Below are 21,488 nucleotides of genomic sequence, written 5' to 3'. Positions count from 1 at the left end.
TAATGAAAAATGTTTACGTTTTGGTTCTGTGAATAAAAGTGTTACTATATATATCAGAACTATTTGAATACAACTCAGTTGTTGATGCGTTTTTTATTTGCTATTGATTAAAGTTGTATCATACATATTTACAAGTAGATCACAAAAACGAAGGACAAAGACGCAACAAAATTAAACTCTTTCCTTCTATATTCCACAAATAAAATGGAGAATATTATGAAATACTTTTTATATTATGCTTTAAACTAGAATGAAAAAGAAAAGGAGATCAAATGGAAAACAAAAAAGAAATAAACGAAACTGGATGGAACTTTGACAACAGTTATGCTCGTCTGCCAGAATCATTTTTCACAAAAACTTCTCCAACGCCCGTACGTTCACCAAAGTTGATTATTCTTAACGATTCTTTGGCAACATCTTTAGGGTTAAACGTAGAGGCACTTCAAAGTGAAGAAAGTGTAGCAGTGTTTGCCGGCAATGAAGTACCTGAAGGCGCTTCTCCTCTTGCTCAAGCTTATGCCGGACATCAATTCGGGCACTTCAACATGCTAGGGGACGGACGTGCTCTGCTAATTAGTGAACAGATTGCACCTTCGGGTAAACGATTTGATATTCAGCTAAAAGGATCTGGAAGAACACCATACTCCCGCCGCGGGGATGGACGCGCTGCACTTGGTCCAATGCTCCGTGAATATATTATCAGTGAAGCAATGTATGCACTTGGTATTCCTACTACTCGTAGTTTAGCTGTGGTAACAACGGGTGAGTCAATCTTACGCGAAACAGCTTTACCAGGTGCAATCTTAACACGTGTAGCCAGCAGCCATATACGCGTCGGCACATTCCAATACGCAGCAGCAAGCGGTTCAGTTGAGGATCTTAAAGCTTTAGCTGATTATACGATTAAACGTCATTTTTCAGCTATTCAATCAGATGAAAACCAATATTTAGCGCTACTTCAAGAAGTGATAAAACAACAAGCAAGCCTAATTGCAAAATGGCAACTCGTCGGCTTTATTCACGGAGTCATGAATACTGACAATATGACAATTAGCGGAGAAACAATCGATTACGGTCCATGTGCTTTTATGGATGAATATGATCCAGCAACTGTATTCAGTTCTATTGACAAACAAGGGCGATATGCCTATGGCAACCAGCCTTATATTGGCGTTTGGAATCTTGCCCGTTTTGCGGAATCTTTATTGCCACTGCTACATGAAGACGAGGGACAAGCTGTCAAACTAGCTCAAGATAGCCTCTCAACATTTGGTGTGCTATTCGAACAACATTGGCTTACTGGAATGAGAGCAAAACTAGGCATATGTAATGAAGAAGCAGAAGATAAAGCGCTTATCGATGAGCTCCTCAAATTAATGGAGAAATATCGCGCAGATTATACGAACACCTTCCTTGCTTTAACTTTTGATACTGATAAAGATACCGATTTGTTTACAAGCCAAGAATTTACGGCTTGGAATGGAAAATGGCAAGAACGATTAAGCAGACAACAGGAATCAAGCCCTTCTTCACACCAGTTGATGCGAGATAACAATCCTGCGGTAATCCCACGAAATCACCGCGTGGAAGAAGCTTTAGATGCAGCAGTAAAACAAGGAGACTACAGTGTGATGGAACGACTGCTTGCGGTTCTTTCAAGCCCTTATACACATTCACCTGAACAATGTGAATATGCTACATTGCCTGCCGCCTCTTCTAAACCTTATCGAACTTTTTGTGGTACATGAGTGGTTAGCTCCTTCTCATAATGAATTTGCTCGCCCTTCAATTGAAGGGCGAGCATTTCTTTTACTTAATTCGATTTATTCTTCATCAACATAGCAATCTCTTTATGATTCTCACTATCCATTTGTTCCAGGTGCTTCACAACTCGTTCTTGTCGCTTCGCTGAATGATTTTGACTTAGCTTCCATTTCCCCTCAATTCTATTAATCTTTATTTTAAATCCAACAATCCCTTTACTTAACCCTTCAACATAATTAGGTTCCACTTCATCTAATGAATAGGAGCTCGCCGGATCTTCATATTTATTTACTAAATCACGAAGAGAATCGATTAATTCTTGTTCATCGTCTACAATTTCCATTTCACCATATACATGAACTGCTACATAGTTCCAGGTTGGCACTGCTTCTTTTGTTTCATACCATGAAGGAGAAATATAACAGTGCGGACCTTGGAAAACTGCAAGTATCTCTTGATTTCGAACGTCTTGCCATTGTTCATTCGGCCGTGCAAAATGACCATATAAAATGCGCTCATTTCTATTTAATAGTAAAGGAAGATGCGTTGCATATGGTGCTCCATTATGCTGAGAAAATAGCGTTGCAAAACTATTCTGTTCAATGATTTCATATTTTATTTTTTCATCTTTTATATCGAAGTATTTAGGTATGTACATATTTTCCCTCTTCTCTTTCTTATCATTTTATTTTCTAATTATATTTTGAAAAAAATCAACCTAACAGGGACAGATAATGATTATTTTATAAGGACAGTACTACTTCTATACATCATAAAACGCCTTTCAGTATTTGAACTGAAAAGCGTTTTAAATAGATACGCGTTTACCTTTCCACACCCGCTTGAATACTTTGATTCCGCACAATATCCACAGTTTTTTTCGACCAAAATGTAGCAAGAATAGGTCCTGCAATATTATGCCATACTGCCGCTAAAACACTTGGCAATGCTGCTAATGGTCCAAAATGCGCGGCTGCTAACGCTACACCTAAGCCAGAGTTCTGCATCCCCACTTCAATGGAAATCGCTCGTCTCGTTCCTTCATCAAGCCCGAGTACCAATGCTGTCAAATAACCAAGTAAAAATCCAAATGCATTATGGAGCATCACCGCTACAAGAATTAACAAACCAGAAGAGGCAATACTGCTTACATTCGCTGAAATAACTGCAGAAACAATAATGATAATTGCTAAAACTGATATAAGAGGTACCACTGTGATACCTTTATTCACTACTGTCGGAAAGAATTTTCTAACTGCTATTCCTAAAATAATTGGGACAATGATTACTTGTACGATAGAAAGAAACATCGACATAGGATCAACTGGCATCCACTGCCCTGCTAATAGCAACAAAATAAAAGGTGTAGCAATTGGTGCAAGCAATGTTGATAATGATGTCATCGCAATGGATAAAGGTAAGTTTCCTTTCGCTAGATACACCATTACGTTTGACGAAGTTCCACCTGGCACTGAACCTAGTAAAACTAACCCCGCGGCCAATTCTGCTGGTAAATTCATCATATAAGCAAGTGCATATGCAACAAGAGGCATAATAATAAACTGAGCACACACCCCAATAATGACTGGCAACGGCTTCGTTACAATCATTTTAAAGTCAACTGCTTTTAGCGTCAGTCCCATTCCAAACATAACAATACCTAATAAAATTGTAATATACCCATTAAACCAAATGAATGGTGCAGGAATGATAAAAGCGATAACTGCGATACAAATAACCCAAATGGCAAAATATTTTCCTGCTACGTTACTGATTGCTTCCAACGTTTTCATCGAACCATCCCTTATTCTTTGATTTTAAAAATCTTATTCGGATTCAAAATATTTTTTGGATCAAGAGTTTGTTTTATCTTTTTCATCACAAGAAGTGCTGCCCCGTGCTCTTTTTCTTGATATTTCCGTTTACCAATCCCTACCCCATGTTCACCTGTACACGTGCCGCCGCGCTCCAGAGCATACATCACAATTTTTTCATTGACCGCTTCAGTTTTCTGTACTTCCTCTATATCATTTGGATTCACCATTAATAGAACGTGAAAATTCCCATCTCCGACATGTCCAAGTATTCCCCCAACGATCCCCATATCATCTAAAGTCTCTTTTGCATACTGGATTGCATTTGCTAATTCTGAAATGGGTACACAAACATCCATACTCATCAGTTTTTTCCCTGGATAACTGTGAACATAAGCGTATGCTAAATTATGTCTTGCTTCCCATAATTTATTTCTGGCTGCTGTTTCTGTTTCAAATGAAATACCGTTACACTTATGATCTTTCACAATTTCTTTTGTAAAATCAACATCTTGTTTTAATCCTGCTTCATTCCCATGAAACTCTAAAAACAATGTCGGCTCTTCTCTATAGTTTATTTCACTATATTTGTTAACTTGTTTCATAGATAGTTCATCAACAAGCTCAATTCTCGCAATTGGAATACCGGCTTGTAAAATATCAATCACAGCTTCTACCGCATCATTCACTGTCGGAAAAGACGCTCTTGCTGCCATCGTATGCTCAGGTATTCCATACACTCTTAATGTTAACTCTGTAAAACAACCAAGTGTTCCTTCTGATCCAACGAAAATGCCATTTAAATGATAACCAGATGATGACTTTGCAGCTAGCGTCCCTGTATGTATAATCATTCCATCTGCCAGTACCACCTCTAAATCCCGAACTTGATCACGCATAACGCCATACTTTACTGAAGTCGTTCCACTCGCATTTGTAGCAGCCATTCCACCTAGTGTAGCATCTGCTCCTGGATCCACACTGAAAAACAGGCCATACTTTTTTAATTCTTTATTAAGCTGTAAACGAGTTACACCAGGTTGAACTTTAACAAGAAAATCCTTTTCTCTTACCTCTAGCACTTGATTCATAAGTGAAAAATCTATTGTAATCCCGTTTTCATATGGAATCACATGCCCCTCCAAACTTGACCCCACTCCAAATGGGACAACTGGTGTTTGGTACTTGTTTGCTAGTTTCATTATTTCACTAACCTCTTTTGTCGTTGTTGGAAATACAACAACATCAGGTAGACTACTGGCATGATAAGATTCATCCTTACTGTGCAATTCTCTCACCGTTTCATTCACTACTACTCCTGTTTCAGGAAGTATCTCTTTTAAAGCAATTAGTAAATTTGCAGTTTCAGCTTTCATTTCATTCTCTCCCATCATTCTGTTACAGATTTGATATAAAATTTAGGATCGTTTTATAACGATTCATCTGATGAACTATTTCATACATAATAATCTGAAGAATCAAATAATTCAAGTCTTAATTTAGAAGCACCCCCTAATTCTTCCTATCATCAAAAAAAACGAAAAAGAGTCCACTCCTAGTAGACTCTTTTGTATTTATGTGAAAAAGTTTATTCGTTTAGAGATTTTGAAGTTCCTTTTCCATTTTTCATGTATATCTTGATTTGCAGCAATAATTTCAAAAGCAATCCAATTAAACATGCAAACCTTTCTCTTTGAAATAGCTTAACATTTTCCGGTAATTCTCTCCATACTTCTCTTGGAATTCTTTTCCAAAATCTTCTTCTATATGTTGCATCATCATATCATGGTAAAAAGCATTTTTTATTACTTCAATTACTGCCGGGTGATTCGTCTCTAATGCAGATGGCTTCATATCGCCTTCGAAACTACCAATTAAAGCTGAACTAGAATCACAAAGAATAGAAAACTTTCTTTCTTCAGTAGGCCACTCTTCATCTCTATAATGTTGGAATACATGTTTAAGAGGTGTTTTACATGCTCCCATTGTAATTAAGATGACACTAATTCCTTTACATTCGGCTACAAGTAATGCTTCCTCTATATAATGCAAATCTTCTGACCAAATATCTACAACTATAGATGTTTCTGCATTTGCAATAACGCGGCGTACAGCATTATCTAGCGCATTACTTCCTTGCCAATTATAAAAAGCAGGTGCAGGTCTAGGCGGAGTTTTTAATTGATTCATAAGAGCCTTCGAAGTTTGCTCAAATTCAGTTTGGAAAAGACGGACTAATTGCTCAATTGGAACAGCATTATATAGCACTGTCTCCCCTTCTATACTACGGCAAGCCCCTTTATCCGTTAATGATCGTAATGCAGCATATACATTTGTTCTTGATACAGATACCCGTTTTGCAACTTCATAACCGGACAACTCTGGCTCTTCATGTAACGTCAAATAACACCTTGCTTCTAAATCAGACAAACCTATTTTCTTTAATAAATCAATCATGGGAGACCTCCTTGCTTAACAATTAAATTCAACACTTACCTCGAGTGGTATTTACCAATACTCCTAAAGGTGTATTACCTTTAGTTTAAACGAAAACCAACAAAATTTCATCTGTTTATTCTTGTTAATTAACATGATAAACATGGTGAAATATTACAAGCCTCCATGTACATGTTCATTGAAACAATGAATAATATTTAGACATCTTAATCCATAAACTCTAAATTCAGAAACATCAATGTCTGGAAGTACTTTATTTCTCTAACATCCAAATTATGTTAAGATTATTTCAATATTTCAAAACACACTCAAAAGGAGTCTAATTAAAATGAATGTCTACTTAGCAGAGCCTACAATTGACTTACAAGAAGAATATCTAGAATTCTATCAAGAATGGAAAAATAGTGGTGAAACGATGGTTCCCTGGGTTATTGCAAAAGATCCTTCTTATTTTCCAGAAATGGTCCAAGAACTACTCGATGCAGCGGAAGGAAAAAATCTCCGTAACGGCTGGGTACCTGATTCTACTTATTGGCTTGTCGCAGATAATAAGAAAATTGTTGGAGCTGTAAATATTCGCCACCGTTTAACTGAACATTTATTCAATGCTGGTGGGCATATTGGCTATGGTATACGCCCTTCCGCAAGACAAAAAGGATATGCTACAAAACTATTAGCTTTATCATTAGAAAAAACAAGAGAATTAAATATTACAAAAGCTCTTGTCGTTTGCGACGAATGGAATATTGCTTCTGAGAAAACAATTTTGCGTAACGGTGGCCTTCGTGACAGTGACTTTATCGAAGAAGACGGTAATGTTGTAAGGAGGTATTGGATTGAGCTGTAAACGTCCATTCATTAATGAAAACGGAGGGATTCACATGTCTACATTAGCAACCCAATTAGAAACTACAATTCATACTGCTTCTCAAAAAATGATACTTCTTTCTGACATGGACATAAAACTCAATCTAACAAAATGGTCTAAAAAAGAAATATTAGGTCACCTTTGCGATTCCGGCACGGTCAACCATAAACGTTTTGTTGATATCCTTACTTCAAAAGAAGCTATTACACTCACTGGTTATGATCAAGATTCATGGGTGTATGCACATAATTATCAACAATCTTTTTCATCAAATGAAGTTCTAAAATTATGGGAAGCTATTAATACACAAATTATAAAATTACTAAGCAATGTAAAGGATGAACAATGGCAACTTACATGTAAGTTAGAAAATCAACAGGAAGTAACTTTAGAATGGCTTGTTACAGATTATATTGATCATATGGACCATCATCTTACACAAATATTTACAACCCGAAAAAAATAAAGTGAAACTTTAATCACCTCTCATCAATTGGGCTTTTACCGGCAGTTGATCCTCCACCTATCTTCCTCGTTTTCTTTGCATCTTGAGGTGGGGGATGAATTTTCGGTAGGCGGTAGCTTACATGTTTTTTGTACACGATTTTTTGATCCTATACGATATAATAAATATGAAAATAGAAAGAAAGGAGAACGTATATAGCAACCACAAAAGAGGATGTATATATAAAAGGAACAAAAAAGTCACTGCCGGATGGCTGGTCTACCTATGCCTTTCGATACGCCATTTTCCCCACACAAGAACAAGCCGCAAGATTAGAAAGAGCGTTCGGATGTGAACGTAAAGTGTATAACGAATATGTTTCTGGTTTGTATGAATATCTGGAATCGATTTCCTTTGAAGGTGGGTTTATTCGTTATAAGGTGCCGAATTACACAACGATTACCACCAAATATGATTACTTAGATAAAAGTAACGATTCTTTTGTGTATAATGACGCAAAAATGAGATTCCAGGCAGCCATTAAAAAATATAATGAGACGTATGCAAAACGCCCCGTACAGTACAAAAAAGCAGTGCGAAAAAAGATGAAAACAATCGGATATGTTCCCACGTTAAAAGACATCAAAGGTATGCCCAAGTTCCACAGTAAAAAACAAGGAAAATTCAGCTATACGACAAATCAAACAAATGGAAATATTAAATGAAGCAAGTAAATGAATCTTATGTGTTATGTATTCCGAAGTTCCAAGAAAGTATTTCGATTCATCTTCACCGAGAATTACCGATTGGCGGGATCATAAAAAAAGCAACCGTGAAACGAGAAGGCACAAACTACATTGTTTCTCTTTCTGTTGATTCGTTTTGTCCACATGAAAAACAGGTAGAATTCCTTACTTCTGAAGAGGTAATTGGATTAGATTACAGTCAAAGTGAATTGTATGTAGACAGCGAAGGACGAACAGCGCAGTATAGCCGCTACAACAAACTTATCGAAAAACGTCAAAGAAGAATGAACAAATCCTTAGCACGCAAGAAGAATCATGCGAAAACAGATGAAACAGGGCATACCCTATATAGTCAGAATTATGAAAAACAAGTTAAAGAATATCAAAAAGTAACAACAAAAGCAAAAAACCAAAGAAAAGATTTTCTACACAAGAAAAGTAATCAGATAACCAATGATTACCACGCTATTGTTGTAGAAGATTTGAACTTAAATAACTTGGCGCAATGTTTGCGTTTTGGAAAAAAGCTACATGACAATGGATTTGGTATGTTTCGCAAGATGTTACAATACAAGGCTAAGAAAAAAGGCAAACACTATATCGTTGCGGATCCGTATTTTGCATCGAGTAAAGTATGCAGTGCGTGTCATCACAAAAAAGATACGTTGAAGTTGGAAATCACATTTCATTAGCTCTTGAATTAGATAGTGAAAATGAGATTCAAAAAATTTACGATACATTAATCGAAAAAGGAACTGTACTTATGGAATTACAAGATACATTCTGGGGAGCAAAATTTGCGAAAGTGAAAGATTGCTTCGGTGTTATTTGGGATTTAAATTATACAAAAGCTTAGTCTCCATAGAAAAAGGTGCTCTCTACATAAGCACCTTTTTCTATATCATTTTACAATACGATTCATTTGTCTTCTTTATTCTTCTTCCTTCTATTGACATCTTTTAACGTTTTACTAAATCCTAAAACCAAAATGATGAATATGATTCCAGCAATTGCTACCGTTTCCAAAATGAATTGCACAGTTCCTCCTCCTTTGAGTTGCACCACATGCCCATCAAGTTACTATTTCGAATTATCCATCGCCCTCAAGCTAAGAAAAAGAAATTTTCCCATAATGAAAATAGCTATTTGTTTGGTTTCTAAATTTAGAAAAAATATATGGTGATACTATAATTGATATTACATATGAAATGCAAAAAATAAAAATCCTATAAAAGAGAACGAGTTAGAAAATTTAATTATTCTTGTATTCCCCCTTTAGAATACCATATATTTCTAAGTCAACAACTCCTTTTCCAGACCATAATGAAGCTTGTCTTAACAATCCTTCTTTTATAAAACCATTTGTTAAGAGGACCTTTTTTGAAACCTCGTTTGCAGGCATGACCTCTGCTTGAATTCTGTTTACATTTACTTCTTCAAATAAAAATTTTACTAGCATACGAACAGATTCAGTTGCAATCCCCTTTCCCCAATAATCTTCTGCCAAAAAATAACCGATAGATACCATGTTCACTTTTTGGTTAAAATCCACAGATTCTATAATTCCTACCAATTTATTAATTTGATTCTTCTGAAAGATCCCCCACTTGACTCTACTTTTTTTATGGTAATCTCTCTCAAAATGACCAATCATTTTACTTACCGTTTTTATGTTATGCTTAGGAATGATCCCACAATAAGCAAATACATTTTCGTTGTCGTAGATTGTAAATACTTCCTGTAAGTGTTCCTCTTCAATTTTTCTTAAAACTAGATTCGTTGATTCTAATACTGGAAAATCTCCAAAAATCATTTCTAGATTCATTTTATTCTCTCCTTAAGTTATCCTTTAATAGATATGTAAATTTTCATTTGCATCTCCTTATTTTATAATATAAACAAAATATTTTTTGATAATTCGTGCTATTTTTCACATTTATATTGTAACCTATACAGTGTTCTTCTTTATGAGGTTTGAGCGTAGATGAATGCCCCCTCTGGAGTACCGTAAAAAAACAGCTCTCCTTTAGCGTACGGAATGCCTCCTTTTTAATTTCGTCAAAGCAGCTACAAACAAGAAAATTCCCATTACTGCTTTATGTGTATACAAAAAGCCATTCTTTCTACAAAAATACTAGAAAGAATGGCTTAAACAATGCTAATGCGAAACTTCTATTAGTGATTATTCTCCTTCCACCACTAATAGCTAATTAACGCAATCAGGCTTTCACGAGTGGTAACACTACTCTTATCTTGCTGCACGTACCTCAGCAACAAGCTTCCCACCTTCTACACTCATATAAAGCTTCACAGGTACATCATTTGTATTTTCAAATACTAAATCTAAATATGGATATGCGATTGTAGCATCTCGGCCTTTTGGAACGTATCCTACCGTTTTAGAGTGCGTTGTTCTTTCTACCATTTTTAAACCAGCTTGATCGGCTGCATTATAAAGAGTAGAAGATGTTTGACATACTCCACCACCATAACCATCTACTAATTTTCCATCAACAATTTCTTTCCCTAACTGATACCCTTTATCTGGTGTTGTATCTCCGATTAGCGCATTAAAAGAGAAACGATCTCCTTTTCCTAGTACTACACCACTAATGCTATTCGCAGACAAACGGATATTTTCAATTCTACCACCTGTAGAACCACCTAAGTTTGTTTCATATCTCCCTAAAACTGCACCACTTCCACTTGCATCAGCCGGTGTCGCTACTGGTTTTTTCTCAACAATCGGCAATTGATAAGAAGAATCCCACATACCTACGTTCATCAATTTGTCTACTAGTTCTTTTTCCATTAATTCATAAGAAGGCTTACCTTCTTGCCATGTTCCATCACTTGCCATACGGGACGGAACCATCTTTTGATCAATGCTTTTTCCTACTTCCTTAGCAACTTTCGTTACTTCTTTTTTAAATTTATTTTCATCTTCAAAATAACCTAAGCTTGCTAGATTCACATTTTTTACTTCTTTCCCACTTCTAGCATCAACCAAACTTACACTTTCACTGACACCAGTCTTAGCTTCTACAACATGCTCTCCTATGCCACTTACTAATGAAACTTCACTTACTTTTGTACCACACCCACTCACTATACCTACGCATAGTGCCCCTATTACTACACTTTGTACTTTACGTAACAATACACTCTCTCCTTTACCCTATACTATTACTCTTTGTTTTTAAATTTATGTATGTATGATTACTAAACTTTGCAATATGACTACAAAATATTACAATCTGATTTCTACTATATTAAAATTACTCTTTTCTTTGAGAAATGTCTACACATATTTACTTAAAAAATTCAAGTTTGTTAAAAATGTAATCTTTCTCTTATTTAACCAGTATATACCAAACAATAATTTGAAAACAATTTTAATACATTACTAATTTCGGAATTTTTTATAAGCAAATATAATTCATAAAAAACACTTCACAAATTCTCTTCCATACGTTCGATGAAGTACTCTATTCAAAATAGGTATTTGCCGTGCCACCCATCCGCTCTTACACATACATTATGATGAATTCAACCCAATTTAAAGAACGGAGGATGTTTATGTATCCCTACAATTCATATGATCCATACAACCCTTATGTACACCAACAACAATATGATGTACACCCGCTACACCAACCATATATAGAACAAACAGAACAATTCGATCCATATGATCCAAACAGACAATTTCAAATTCCAATTTCATTCCCTGGTGGTGGCGGCCGGCAACTAGAAAGACGAGTAAACGAGCTAGAACAACGAGTCAATCAATTAAACCGACAAGTAAATCAACTTCAAAACACAGTAGAACGTCATACACGTAGACTCAATCGATTAAATCAACGTTTACGTACTGTAGAAAATCGACTCAACATTCCATTTTCAGCACTTGAAGATGGATTTTAATCCGTAAAACAAAGAACTATATAAGGAAGGGACTCTCCCTTCCTATATTCTGAATTAGCAGATAGTAAATCCCCAATATTCGTTTTATTTTATAAAATTGACGAAAGTTTTCTCCATCTCTATACTGATAAGAGTCAATGAAATGAAACAAGGTGATAAATATGGATTTTGAAATAAATTTCCTCTCCTTCTATGTCGTACAAGTAGAAGGAAAAGGCGAACAAGCAGATAAGCGATATAAACATTTCCAAACGTTAGATGCTGAAGAATATGAAGACAGCCCTTTAAAGGAATTCTTAGATGGCGAATTACTAAAAATATCCAAGCGAAAAGTAGAGCGTCACGCAAAGACCGAACAAGCCCCAACAAAGATCGGTCGATTTATTGTAGAAGCTGGGCACGAATTCGATTCAAACCCTCATTATAATTTATTTAATCGTATCCGCTTTGCAGAAACGAAAGAGAATTTTAAAGATATGAGTGAACCTCTCGTTTATACATATATCGATACAAGTGCAGTACGTGGTGGTGTATTTTTAGTTGCCCAGGCAAAACTACGTAAATACTTTGACGATCCATTTGTATTCGTTATGAAGTGTGACTTCGAACCAAAAGTTGCTTCCATTTCTGACGAAGCAACACTTATTCATAATGTTGAAATGGCAATTACGACAAAAAACATGAAATCCATTCAATACCCATACATGCCAGAAGAAGGCATGGTCGAAGTAGGCGAACTAAAAATCCACCAAGCATCACACGCCCGCTACTTTGAGGATTTCTTAAAATTTGTTGAATATGAGCGCTCTATGCCTGAAATTATGAAAACACAAGTAATGGATATGGTATATGACCAAATTGAAGATGTCTTCGAAGAAGGTACAGAAGAACGCGAACAATTCGACCAAGCCATGGAAGTATGGGCTGCGAGTCCGAAGCGTGAGATTATGGAACAATTTTCAACAGAAGAAGTAATGGAGGCAACAGCACACATTGTCGAGCATGCTCCTGAGGTTGAATTGAAAGTAAAAGCAGATCATATTTCTGTGAAGGCCTTACTTGCAGACTTTGGAGACCAAATTCATATTGCAAAGGTTAATGACAGATATGTGCTCATGATAGAGGCAGATACACTTACGTTTGAAAAGGGATTCTCTCCGATTGAGTTTTTGAAGCCGGATGAGCTGCAAGATGTGATTGAGCGGATTGAGAAAAAAGCTTCGAATCCACATGAATATTAATTCAATCACTAAAAATTACAGTCCTATTCACAAAGAACGTTATGTTCTCTCATTCAATTTAATAATGTTCAAAGACGTCCATACCCTATTTTTTGTTGAGCGCTAATCTGTAGCGCTCTTTTATTTTCACTCATAATCCTGCGCTCATACTTTAGTTACGAATCATATCCGTATTTAAAATGGACCAACATGGTTCAATCTTAAATAAAAACTAAAAAGAGTACCAAGAATAAAAGAAAGGGCTATGACAAGGAAATAGTGTTTTTTTCTCATCTTCATAACATGTAGAAACTTTCTGGTCGTAAATAGGAGTATCGGAAAAAGAATAGCACTCATGATGTAACTATCCCCACCATAAGACCCACGCATTCTTCCCCTACCATATCTGAACAACCATTAAATAGACAATCGACTGAGTAAACAGTTACTAACACACCTAAAAGAGCATACGTAAAAAGAAAACCAAAAATAAAATTTAGAAGTACACTTATTGATAAGTACAATTTTTTCATCTATTCACCTCAAAAAATAATACACTTTCGTACATGTAATTTCAGAAAATTCACTCATCACCAGTATCATCCTTCAAATCAAAGAAGCTCGACTAAAAAATGAATCTTTTTATATTCATTTTCACGAGCATTTTTACCTATACATCATTCATTTTGTTGTTCATTTCCTGTAACACTCGTAATTGCTGCTCCCCTTTCTGTACAGCAATAGTAAAATAATTTTGTAAAAGTTGTATTGTGTTATTATCAATATAGTATCGTTCCGTTATATTCCCCCATGTCTTGCTATTTTGAAAATCTCCCCAAGTAAATTGAACATATTCTTTTTTCTTTAATTCTTTAAATACCCATCTCTTCATTTTCTTTTTTGCTTTTTCAGTTAATACATCATTCTTTGTAAGTATGAGCTCTTCATTTCTTTTATATCGCTTATAAATATCCTTTTCCTTGGATACTTTAAGAAAGATATTTACGGTGTTCTGAGCGTCTGCATAAGCACGGTGCTGTTTTCCTTCCCATTCTAAAGCGAATTGTTCCACCGCGGATTTCAAACTTGGCGTATGTATAAATAATTGCTCATATGCTTGAAATACAAATTTTTGCAAATCAAATTTTCTTTCTGTCTCTATATTAGGGCATTCTATATTATGTAGCTTACAATCTTGCGCGAGAAATTTGTAGTCTTCCTTCCCCCATGTTATAAACATGCTATCATCTCCAGCGAATTGAAGGAATCGCCCCATTACCTTTGGGAACATTTCGACCTCTTTTAGATCTCGCTTTGTAATTCCTGTTAATTTTGTTGTATGGCGAGTTAGAGGTGCGGTTGGTTTAACAAGTGAAGAAAATCGTCCTATAATACGCATTGTACTTGCTTCTACTTTGATTGCTCCAATATCAACTACCTCTAATGGATCTTGCGATTTATAAGGTCGAAAATTTCTCTCAACATCAAATACAATATAACATTTAGGTTCATTCAATTCACATACCTCTTCCTTGTTTGATTATATTTCCTCCGTATTAATGGACAGTAAAAGCCCGATTGGTGAGAGCTGATAATCAGTGGAGAATGAAGCCCCCCACTGATTAAAGTTTCATTTTATAACTATATAGTCTCCACTGTACAAATGCACAAAACAAAATTTCTAAAAAAGATCACAGAATTATTTTTTAAATATTAAGATAAAAATAAAAACAAAAAAAGGAGAAGGGCAAGCCCTTCTCCTTTTAATTCAATTACTTCTTAACTACGTTAGTAGCTTGTGGTCCACGGTTACCTTGTTCTACTTCGAAAGTAACTTCTTGACCTTCTTCTAAAGTTTTGAATCCTTCGCCTTGGATAGCTGAGAAATGAACGAATACGTCTTCTCCGCCTTCAACTTCGATGAATCCGAAACCTTTTTCTGAGTTAAACCATTTTACTTTACCGTTTTGCATGAAAAAATCCTCCTACAATGTACCTATATGTACATATTCATTTTCGACCACTTTACACAATAATAAAGACATTAAAAAACTGCAACCGCAGAGGAGATTTAACATTGCTATCCTCCTCTGAAGTTACAGCTCATTTAAATCTCTATATTATTAAAAGTAAAATGGTTTATAATTACTATATCATATCAATATAATAAAAGTAAAGCGAATTTTATTTTCTTCACATTTTACACAATATTCCTTTGCCACTGCATCACTTTTGATTCTCCTGATCCAGCCACAACATAGCCTTCCTTCTGATTAACAATGCGCCACCCGTGACCTTTAATAGATCCACATACCGTTACCGTTCCTTCATCAAGGAGGACACGACATACCATACTAATTCCAGCTTTATTCTGTGTAGATGTTGTATATAATACCTGTTGATCAACACTCAAATCTAAATAGCTACTTGCTTTTTGTTCACTTTGACATGTATGCCAATTTAATTTTTTCTTTTTAATGATCTCATCTACCATACAAAAAGAAATATTTCCACTTATTCCTCTGCAAGATCCACTTGCTGCTACTATGTAGGAGTTATGTAATGTCAACGCAGAAATCATTTGATTCGTGGCTATTTTAATTCTTTTTAACTTACGCATTTGCAGATCAAAAAGCCAAACACCACCATACTTCGCATGAATTTTGGTACCAATAAATAAGTAATGCTTGTATAAAAATAGCGAACGAATAGACGGTGCACCACTACCATAACAAAGAAATGGATGAATAGTTTCCCAAGTAGAACCGAAGTTATTAGAAAGATATAACGTTTTATCTCCATGTGCAATAACTGTCCCACTCTCATTACTACATACGTTCCAACTTGTTGCCTTTGTTGGAAAACGTTGAATCGTCCAGTTATCACCACAATCCATACTACGAATAAAAATCCCTTCGTCACCTACACCATAAATTACATTACCACTACTCTGTAAATCCCGAATTCTTTTTTGAAACCCACTTAAAATCCGTTTCCATTTCCCATCTTGTTCAATGAATAATCCATCATATGTAGTTGCTAACATAAGTTTCCCATCTTCTAATTTCGTTACGGCAGTTGCACTTAACATTGTTTCCACGATGACACTCCCATTCCTAGAACTTTTCAGCAAATGCGATTGCAAAGTTACTGCATTTCTCGATATCTTCTTCCTCTTCTGGAGCTAACTCAATCTTCAATCCTTCTTGTACAAGTTCTGCCCCGCATTCTACAAGACGTTCTTCAAAAATTGTTACTGCCTCACAAAATTGCTCATAAGCCGTATCACCAGATCCAAATACAGCAACTTTTTTTCCGGCTAAATCTACGCTTTCTAAATCATCATGAAAATCTTCTGCTTCAAATGGCAGCTCCCCGTCTCCCCACGTATACGATCCCAAAATGATACCATCATACGCTAATAATTCTTCTGCATCCATTCCTTCCATTTCCTTTAATTCCACTTCATGATTAAATGCATCCAAGCTCACTTTAATTAAATCAGCAATACTTTCTGTATTTCCTGACATACTTGCATAAGCTATTAAAATTTTCGCCATATCGACATCCCCTTTTGCAATTGATTCTTATTCTCATTATATTAATAATGATAATCAATTTCAATTATATTTTTTTCCTTACCATAAATAACTTTCAAGGCATTGTAGAGAGTGATGAAACTTTCTTTCGTGAGTCTTTCACACATAGAAAAGAGAAAAACGCGTAGACCAAATGCTTATTTCAGCATGTCAAAAATCAAATTATATAGTAGTAGAAGTGGTAAGAAATGCATAATAAAAGACCTCAAAAAGAGGTCTCCTTACTTTAAAAATATTGATGCAACTATAAAACCAATTATGATTACAAGGATAAGTATTCCAATACCCTTCCAACCTAAACTACCTACTAAATCAGCAAGGTTTCTAGTTTCAGCCCTATTAAACGCATCGTTCATATTTCCAACTGGGTTTCTTTTTAATTCTTCCTGTCTTAGTCTTTCTCTTCTTCTTTCAGGTGTTTCTTTGTCTTCACTCACTACCACACCTCCATTTTCTATAATCCTAATATATATTCCTTAATTCTCTTTAATTGAACTACCCCCACCTTCACTTCGTTTAGAGAAGGGGGTCTTCTCGGTTAAAATGGTAAATTTCATGTTTAAAAACAACAGTCTTTTAGAAAACAACCTATAAAAAAACACGAATGACCATTCTTGTCATTCGTGTTTTTCATTCTTATTTTTTAAAAATGCCAAACGGCTTTCCTACTGGTAATACAACTTTTCCAAAATGAACATTTAATACAGCTGCTGCTGAACCGTAGAAAGATAGTAATGAAATACATAGTTCAGAATACGCTGCTAAGTTATGCATAGCATGTGGCATAACACCTAAAGTACTAAATGAAAGACCAATAAATAAGAAATCAATAAGTACAAAAATCATAAATAATACTTTATGTGTTTCCATTGCGCCAATTGTCATAAAAATCGTAAAGATTAAATATCCAATAAAGGCTACACCAAGCTGCTTTGGATCTACAGATTGGGCTAATTTTTCGCCGAATACTCCAAGTTGAATTAACCAAGACGTTCCAACACCTAACCAAAATAGGCCATATGCACCAAATGCAGTTGTACCGAACGTGTTGTTATGCTTCGCATCGTGAATACACGCAAAGAGTTGTGCAAATCCTCCTAAAAAGATTGCCCATGGTAATACAAATGAAACACCATCCGTTAATCCTAATTTTTGTGATGATGCTACAAGTGTTACCATTGCTAATCCAAATAGACCAATTCCAGATGGATCCGCTGTTGTCATTTTTACATGATGTGTAGTTTGATTACTCATAAAAACCTCCTGATTTTGAACACATACCTGAATACAATACTCAAATCAGAAGCCTATGTCAATGGTTTTTATTGTATGTTATCAGACTTCATATTTTTATAATAATGAACGATAATCTTTGCTACTTCATATGGCTTGATATTTAGATTAAATAGCTCTTTTATAGGAATCCAAACTGGAATGTATTGTCCTCTATCACCCTTTGTAAACTCTTCAGCTTTTCCTGTACCCAAAACACCACCAATAATACGTGCTTCATAAAAATATTGCGTGCCTTTATACTCATACTTCGTAACCAATTTTTGAATTTCAATATGCACGCCTAGTTCTTCATAAGCTTCACGTATAGTTGCCTCTTCTGGTGTTTCATTCTCTTCAATTCCTCCACCTGGAAATACAAAGTATACTTCATTATTTCGAATACGTTTTATAAGGGCGATTGTATCATCCTGTATAATAATAGTCACACCACGATTTCGAATCATGCTATCACTTCAATCCCAATTGCAACGGTTCCCCACTTCTGCTCTTGTTCTTTCGTATATATTTCATATGTACTTGCTAACATTTCTTCAAATGTTTTATAACATTTCAATTCCTTTACCTTTACACAAATTGTTTCTTTTGTTTTTAAATTTGTAAATTCGATTTCATCTTCTATTTGTATATCTTGACGTTTCTTATCATATAAGCGTACTTCAAACACTTTTTTTCCAGATTGAATAGATTGAAACGGCTCATTATATAATCCCATTTTATGTTTCATTTCTTCACCATATTTGTGATTATAATCACTTCAATCTTTTTTCTAAAACATTATGCTAAAAACATACAAATGAACAGAGGAGTGTTTGATATGGCTATACCTTTTACAAAAACATCTATTGTAGGTGAAATTGTTACGGCTTTTCCACAAGCAAGTGATTTATTTAAAAAACATCGTATCGACTTTTGTTGTGGCGGAGACAAGACAATTGAAGTAGCAACACAAACAAAAGAAATTTCTCCTGATGAACTTTTAAAAACATTAAATGAACAATATACTTTATATCAATCAAAAAATAATGAATCTACAAACTGGAATGAAGTTAGCTTTTCTACACTAATTGATCATATTATCCAAACACATCATCGCTATATTCAAGAAGAATTACCACAACTCAGTCCATATGTAACAAAAGTATTTCGCGTACACGGTCAAACAGAGTCGCATTTAAGTGACGTGCACCGACTGTTTCATGAATTAAAACTCGAACTTGAACAACATATTATCAAAGAAGAAACTCTTGTATTCCCGCTTATCCAAAAATATGAACAAAATCCTACTCAAGAAAATTTAGTTTTGGCAATCGAAAAACTTGAAGAATTAGAACAAGAACATGATGGAGCTGGCGATCTTATAAAAGAATTGCGAAGTATTACAAATGATTTCACTCCTCCAGAGCATGCATGTCGCACATATCGTATGGTTTATAATCGTCTAGAAGATTTTGAATCTGATTTATTCCAACACGTACATCTTGAGAACAACATTTTATTCAAGCGATTACTTTCTATTAAGTAAAATGAATAAGCAGTGAGGACTATTTCTCGCTGCTTATCTTTCTCCTTAACTCCAACTATAATCTGTTACTAATTACTCCATTTCTACAAAAGAATCCTCTATACTATATAAGTAGATTATGCACACCGCATAATCAAAAAAATATACATAGGAGAGGAGCTCAACAAACGATGCGCTATGTTATTGTAACAGGTACTTCGCAAGGATTGGGCGAAGCAATCGCCATACAATTACTAGAAGAAAATACAAAGCTCATTTGTATTTCTAGAAGACAAAATGAAACACTTATTGAAAAAGCAACACAAAAAGGTATTTCTTTTATTTTTCACTCAATTGATCTCCAAGATGTACATAATCTAGAAACTCATTTTGAAACCATCTTTTCATCCATTGAAGAAGAGAATGTCTCATCTATTCATTTAATTAATAACGCAGGTACACTTGCACCTATGAAACCGATTGAAAAATCAGAGAGTGAACTTTTAATTGCAAATGTGCAAATTAATTTAATTGCCCCAATGATTCTTACCTCTTCTTTTATGAAACATACAAAGGATTGGAAAGTAGATAAACGTGTTATCAATATTTCCTCAGGCGCTGGACAAAAACCTTACTTTGGGTGGGGGGCTTATTGTACAACGAAAGCTGGTGTAAATATGTTTACGCAGTGCGTTGCTACAGAAGAAGCAGAAAAAGAGTATCCCGTAAAAACAATTGCCTTTGCACCAGGTGTTGTGGATACAAATATGCAACAACAAATCCGTCAAACGAAAAAAGAAGACTTCACAAACTTAGAACGCTTTATCACCTTAAAGGAAGAAGGAAAATTACTTTCTCCTGAATATGTCGCGAAAGCTGTTGTTCATCTATTAGAAACTAAGGAATTTGAACAAGGTGGCGTCATTCGGATTGATGAAAAATAATTTCATAGCAAAAGGCTCGCATATAAGCGAGCCTTTTATTCTATCTTCTCTAAAAATATTAATACAGATTCCATGATTCGTTCATACCCTATCTCTTGATAAATCTTATTCGAAGTTGGATTTGCTAAATCTGTATATAAAGTAGTCGTTTTATAACCTTGATCTAACATGTACTGACTAAGGGCAGCTACACAGTTAGAAGCGTACCCTTTCTTTCGTGCTTCTTTTGGCGTATATACAAAGTTAACTGTAATATTACTCTTAGTCGGTCTTGTTATGGCAGCTACCGAAACCAATTCTCCATCTACTTCCAAGCCGAATAACCGATTTGTACTTACTAATGCATATGCCGTTTGTTTCGCATCTTCTGCTGTAGTAGGCAAATGAACATCTTCACAAAATTGATGCACCCACTCTTCTATAAATGGTAGCTCATCATCATTTACTTGACGGAAAACACCCTGTTCATTCCATTGCTTCTTTACTTTTTCCAGCTTATATATCCCTTGATTCATGCGAATAGAAAGTTTCTTTTGCTCTAGTTGCGCAATCTCTTCTGCTAATTGTGTCACCACTCTCTTTTCTCCAATCAATCCAGGTATGTTGGGATACACCGTTACTAATTGTTTTGCTATTTCCTTTACCTCCTCCCTCGAAGCTACGGATTTAGCAACAATCATTTGTTTTCTCTCAGTTTGAAGAAATATAAGTATGGTGTTTTCATTTCGCTTTGCCGCTGCCATAAATAGTGGATTTTCTCCAGACTGCAATACCCCTAATAGTAAATTATTTTCTTGTTCATTCATTTCTAAAATTGGAACGAAATCCTTCTTAAAATGAGAAATATCTTCATACACCTGTAATTGAATCATCGACAATCTCTTCCTTCTATTTATATTTCAATAGA

The 21,488-nt window shown here is 35.2% G+C and carries 25 protein-coding genes; 10 read left to right on the top strand and 15 right to left on the bottom strand.

Annotated elements, in window-relative coordinates; all coding sequences use genetic code 11:
* Window positions 1-272: 272 nt before the first annotated feature.
* A complete protein-coding gene (locus KFD70_RS25140) occupies window positions 273-1,748 on the top strand; it encodes a protein adenylyltransferase SelO (RefSeq protein ID WP_336454227.1) in 1,476 nt (491 codons plus the stop codon).
* Window positions 1,749-1,813: 65 nt separating this feature from the next.
* Here the strand turns inward: KFD70_RS25140 and KFD70_RS25135 are convergent, their stop codons facing one another.
* The 4 genes from KFD70_RS25135 to KFD70_RS25120 all read right to left on the bottom strand — a co-directional run bounded on the left by KFD70_RS25135 (window position 1,814) and on the right by KFD70_RS25120 (window position 6,035).
* Window positions 1,814-2,422, bottom strand: coding sequence for an FMN-binding negative transcriptional regulator (locus KFD70_RS25135; RefSeq protein WP_336454226.1), 609 nt, complete (start codon window positions 2,420-2,422; stop codon window positions 1,814-1,816).
* Window positions 2,423-2,588: 166 nt separating this feature from the next.
* Window positions 2,589-3,557, bottom strand: coding sequence for a bile acid:sodium symporter family protein (locus tag KFD70_RS25130; protein WP_336454225.1), 969 nt, complete (start codon window positions 3,555-3,557; stop codon window positions 2,589-2,591).
* 11 nt (window positions 3,558-3,568) lie between these two features.
* Complete coding sequence (locus tag KFD70_RS25125; protein WP_336454224.1) at window positions 3,569-4,954, bottom strand: FAD-binding oxidoreductase; 1,386 nt, start codon at window positions 4,952-4,954, stop codon at window positions 3,569-3,571.
* 295 nt (window positions 4,955-5,249) lie between these two features.
* A complete protein-coding gene (locus tag KFD70_RS25120; protein WP_336454223.1) occupies window positions 5,250-6,035 on the bottom strand; it encodes a TrmB family transcriptional regulator in 786 nt (261 codons plus the stop codon).
* 328 nt (window positions 6,036-6,363) lie between these two features.
* Here KFD70_RS25120 and KFD70_RS25115 point away from each other — a divergent pair, with 328 nt between their 5' ends.
* From KFD70_RS25115 to KFD70_RS25095, 5 genes are all read left to right on the top strand, one after another.
* Window positions 6,364-6,882, top strand: coding sequence for a GNAT family N-acetyltransferase (locus KFD70_RS25115; RefSeq protein WP_336454222.1), 519 nt, complete (start codon window positions 6,364-6,366; stop codon window positions 6,880-6,882).
* Entirely contained in the window at window positions 6,872-7,369 is a 498-nt protein-coding gene (locus KFD70_RS25110) for a DinB family protein (RefSeq protein ID WP_336454221.1), read from the top strand. Before KFD70_RS25115 ends, KFD70_RS25110 begins: the two co-directional genes overlap by 11 nt.
* Window positions 7,370-7,563: 194 nt before the next feature.
* Window positions 7,564-8,073, top strand: a complete 510-nt coding sequence (locus KFD70_RS25105; RefSeq protein ID WP_431613456.1) for a helix-turn-helix domain-containing protein — start codon at window positions 7,564-7,566, stop codon at window positions 8,071-8,073.
* Window positions 8,070-8,786, top strand: coding sequence for an RNA-guided endonuclease InsQ/TnpB family protein (locus KFD70_RS25100; protein ID WP_431613455.1), 717 nt, complete (start codon window positions 8,070-8,072; stop codon window positions 8,784-8,786). Before KFD70_RS25105 ends, KFD70_RS25100 begins: the two co-directional genes overlap by 4 nt.
* Window positions 8,738-8,950: a VOC family protein gene (locus tag KFD70_RS25095; RefSeq protein ID WP_431613454.1), complete on the top strand. Its 213-nt coding sequence runs from the start codon at window positions 8,738-8,740 to the stop codon at window positions 8,948-8,950. Before KFD70_RS25100 ends, KFD70_RS25095 begins: the two co-directional genes overlap by 49 nt.
* A 396-nt stretch (window positions 8,951-9,346) precedes the next feature.
* Here KFD70_RS25095 and KFD70_RS25090 read toward each other — a convergent pair whose 3' ends face one another.
* Window positions 9,347-9,919, bottom strand: coding sequence for a GNAT family N-acetyltransferase (locus tag KFD70_RS25090; RefSeq protein ID WP_336453799.1), 573 nt, complete (start codon window positions 9,917-9,919; stop codon window positions 9,347-9,349).
* A 423-nt stretch (window positions 9,920-10,342) separates the two neighbouring features.
* Window positions 10,343-11,254: a VanW family protein gene (locus tag KFD70_RS25085; protein ID WP_336453800.1), complete on the bottom strand. Its 912-nt coding sequence runs from the start codon at window positions 11,252-11,254 to the stop codon at window positions 10,343-10,345.
* A gap of 419 nt (window positions 11,255-11,673) precedes the next feature.
* Here KFD70_RS25085 and KFD70_RS25080 point away from each other — a divergent pair, with 419 nt between their 5' ends.
* Together KFD70_RS25080 and KFD70_RS25075 are read left to right on the top strand one after the other, a co-directional pair.
* Entirely contained in the window at window positions 11,674-12,021 is a 348-nt protein-coding gene (locus KFD70_RS25080) for a hypothetical protein (RefSeq protein ID WP_336453801.1), read from the top strand.
* Between the two features lie 161 nt (window positions 12,022-12,182).
* A complete protein-coding gene (locus tag KFD70_RS25075) occupies window positions 12,183-13,262 on the top strand; it encodes a DUF3900 domain-containing protein (protein ID WP_336453802.1) in 1,080 nt (359 codons plus the stop codon).
* 649 nt (window positions 13,263-13,911) lie between these two features.
* On the opposite strand, the gene KFD70_RS25070 is transcribed toward KFD70_RS25075, so the two are convergent.
* The 8 genes from KFD70_RS25070 to KFD70_RS25035 form a co-directional block, all read right to left on the bottom strand.
* Window positions 13,912-14,757, bottom strand: coding sequence for an exonuclease (locus KFD70_RS25070; protein ID WP_336453803.1), 846 nt, complete (start codon window positions 14,755-14,757; stop codon window positions 13,912-13,914).
* 256 nt (window positions 14,758-15,013) lie between these two features.
* Window positions 15,014-15,214: a cold shock-like protein CspB gene (gene cspB, locus KFD70_RS25065; RefSeq protein WP_003198964.1), complete on the bottom strand. Its 201-nt coding sequence runs from the start codon at window positions 15,212-15,214 to the stop codon at window positions 15,014-15,016.
* A gap of 227 nt (window positions 15,215-15,441) precedes the next feature.
* Window positions 15,442-16,341, bottom strand: coding sequence for a WD40/YVTN/BNR-like repeat-containing protein (locus KFD70_RS25060; protein ID WP_336453804.1), 900 nt, complete (start codon window positions 16,339-16,341; stop codon window positions 15,442-15,444).
* A 16-nt stretch (window positions 16,342-16,357) separates the two neighbouring features.
* Window positions 16,358-16,801: a flavodoxin gene (locus tag KFD70_RS25055; protein WP_174101450.1), complete on the bottom strand. Its 444-nt coding sequence runs from the start codon at window positions 16,799-16,801 to the stop codon at window positions 16,358-16,360.
* A 260-nt stretch (window positions 16,802-17,061) separates the two neighbouring features.
* Window positions 17,062-17,277, bottom strand: a complete 216-nt coding sequence (locus tag KFD70_RS25050; protein WP_336453805.1) for a DUF6366 family protein — start codon at window positions 17,275-17,277, stop codon at window positions 17,062-17,064.
* A gap of 199 nt (window positions 17,278-17,476) precedes the next feature.
* Window positions 17,477-18,094 (bottom strand): acetate uptake transporter, encoded by a 618-nt coding sequence (locus tag KFD70_RS25045; protein ID WP_336453806.1) that lies wholly within the window; start codon window positions 18,092-18,094, stop codon window positions 17,477-17,479.
* 68 nt (window positions 18,095-18,162) lie between these two features.
* Entirely contained in the window at window positions 18,163-18,579 is a 417-nt protein-coding gene (locus tag KFD70_RS25040) for an NUDIX hydrolase (RefSeq protein WP_336453807.1), read from the bottom strand.
* Entirely contained in the window at window positions 18,576-18,860 is a 285-nt protein-coding gene (locus KFD70_RS25035) for an ASCH domain-containing protein (protein ID WP_336453808.1), read from the bottom strand. Before KFD70_RS25035 ends, KFD70_RS25040 begins: the two co-directional genes overlap by 4 nt.
* Before the next feature lie 90 nt (window positions 18,861-18,950).
* On the opposite strand from KFD70_RS25035, the gene ric reads away from it, so the two are divergent.
* Window positions 18,951-19,658 carry an iron-sulfur cluster repair di-iron protein gene (gene ric / locus KFD70_RS25030; protein WP_336453809.1) on the top strand — a complete coding sequence of 236 codons (708 nt, stop codon included), beginning with the start codon at window positions 18,951-18,953 and terminating at the stop codon, window positions 19,656-19,658.
* 170 nt (window positions 19,659-19,828) lie between these two features.
* Window positions 19,829-20,581 (top strand): (S)-benzoin forming benzil reductase, encoded by a 753-nt coding sequence (locus tag KFD70_RS25025; RefSeq protein ID WP_336453810.1) that lies wholly within the window; start codon window positions 19,829-19,831, stop codon window positions 20,579-20,581.
* A 35-nt stretch (window positions 20,582-20,616) separates the two neighbouring features.
* Here the strand turns inward: KFD70_RS25025 and KFD70_RS25020 are convergent, their stop codons facing one another.
* Window positions 20,617-21,453: a GNAT family N-acetyltransferase gene (locus KFD70_RS25020; protein ID WP_336453811.1), complete on the bottom strand. Its 837-nt coding sequence runs from the start codon at window positions 21,451-21,453 to the stop codon at window positions 20,617-20,619.
* Window positions 21,454-21,488: the final 35 nt, after the last annotated feature.

The sequence above is a fragment of the Bacillus pfraonensis genome (genome assembly GCF_050768835.1).
Classification (GTDB): Bacteria; Bacillota; Bacilli; order Bacillales; family Bacillaceae_G; genus Bacillus_A; species Bacillus_A pfraonensis.
This window is presented reverse-complemented; position numbering and strand designations above follow the sequence as displayed.

Excerpts from the sequence above, each read along its gene's own strand:
- KFD70_RS25100 (WP_431613455.1), top strand. The coding sequence starts at position 8,070 with ATGAAGCAAGTAAATGAATCTTATGTGTTATGTATTCCGAAGTTCCAA.
- KFD70_RS25080 (WP_336453801.1), top strand. The coding sequence starts at position 11,674 with ATGTATCCCTACAATTCATATGATCCATACAACCCTTATGTACACCAA.
- KFD70_RS25055 (WP_174101450.1), bottom strand. The coding sequence starts at position 16,801 with ATGGCGAAAATTTTAATAGCTTATGCAAGTATGTCAGGAAATACAGAA.
- KFD70_RS25025 (WP_336453810.1), top strand. The coding sequence starts at position 19,829 with ATGCGCTATGTTATTGTAACAGGTACTTCGCAAGGATTGGGCGAAGCA.
- cspB (WP_003198964.1), bottom strand. The coding sequence starts at position 15,214 with ATGCAAAACGGTAAAGTAAAATGGTTTAACTCAGAAAAAGGTTTCGGA.
- KFD70_RS25035 (WP_336453808.1), bottom strand. The coding sequence starts at position 18,860 with ATGAAACATAAAATGGGATTATATAATGAGCCGTTTCAATCTATTCAA.
- KFD70_RS25020 (WP_336453811.1), bottom strand. The coding sequence starts at position 21,453 with ATGATTCAATTACAGGTGTATGAAGATATTTCTCATTTTAAGAAGGAT.
- KFD70_RS25140 (WP_336454227.1), top strand. The coding sequence starts at position 273 with ATGGAAAACAAAAAAGAAATAAACGAAACTGGATGGAACTTTGACAAC.
- KFD70_RS25120 (WP_336454223.1), bottom strand. The coding sequence starts at position 6,035 with ATGATTGATTTATTAAAGAAAATAGGTTTGTCTGATTTAGAAGCAAGG.
- KFD70_RS25130 (WP_336454225.1), bottom strand. The coding sequence starts at position 3,557 with ATGAAAACGTTGGAAGCAATCAGTAACGTAGCAGGAAAATATTTTGCC.
- KFD70_RS25115 (WP_336454222.1), top strand. The coding sequence starts at position 6,364 with ATGAATGTCTACTTAGCAGAGCCTACAATTGACTTACAAGAAGAATAT.
- KFD70_RS25075 (WP_336453802.1), top strand. The coding sequence starts at position 12,183 with ATGGATTTTGAAATAAATTTCCTCTCCTTCTATGTCGTACAAGTAGAA.
- ric (WP_336453809.1), top strand. The coding sequence starts at position 18,951 with ATGGCTATACCTTTTACAAAAACATCTATTGTAGGTGAAATTGTTACG.
- KFD70_RS25040 (WP_336453807.1), bottom strand. The coding sequence starts at position 18,579 with ATGATTCGAAATCGTGGTGTGACTATTATTATACAGGATGATACAATC.
- KFD70_RS25125 (WP_336454224.1), bottom strand. The coding sequence starts at position 4,954 with ATGAAAGCTGAAACTGCAAATTTACTAATTGCTTTAAAAGAGATACTT.
- KFD70_RS25090 (WP_336453799.1), bottom strand. The coding sequence starts at position 9,919 with ATGAATCTAGAAATGATTTTTGGAGATTTTCCAGTATTAGAATCAACG.
- KFD70_RS25135 (WP_336454226.1), bottom strand. The coding sequence starts at position 2,422 with ATGTACATACCTAAATACTTCGATATAAAAGATGAAAAAATAAAATAT.
- KFD70_RS25045 (WP_336453806.1), bottom strand. The coding sequence starts at position 18,094 with ATGAGTAATCAAACTACACATCATGTAAAAATGACAACAGCGGATCCA.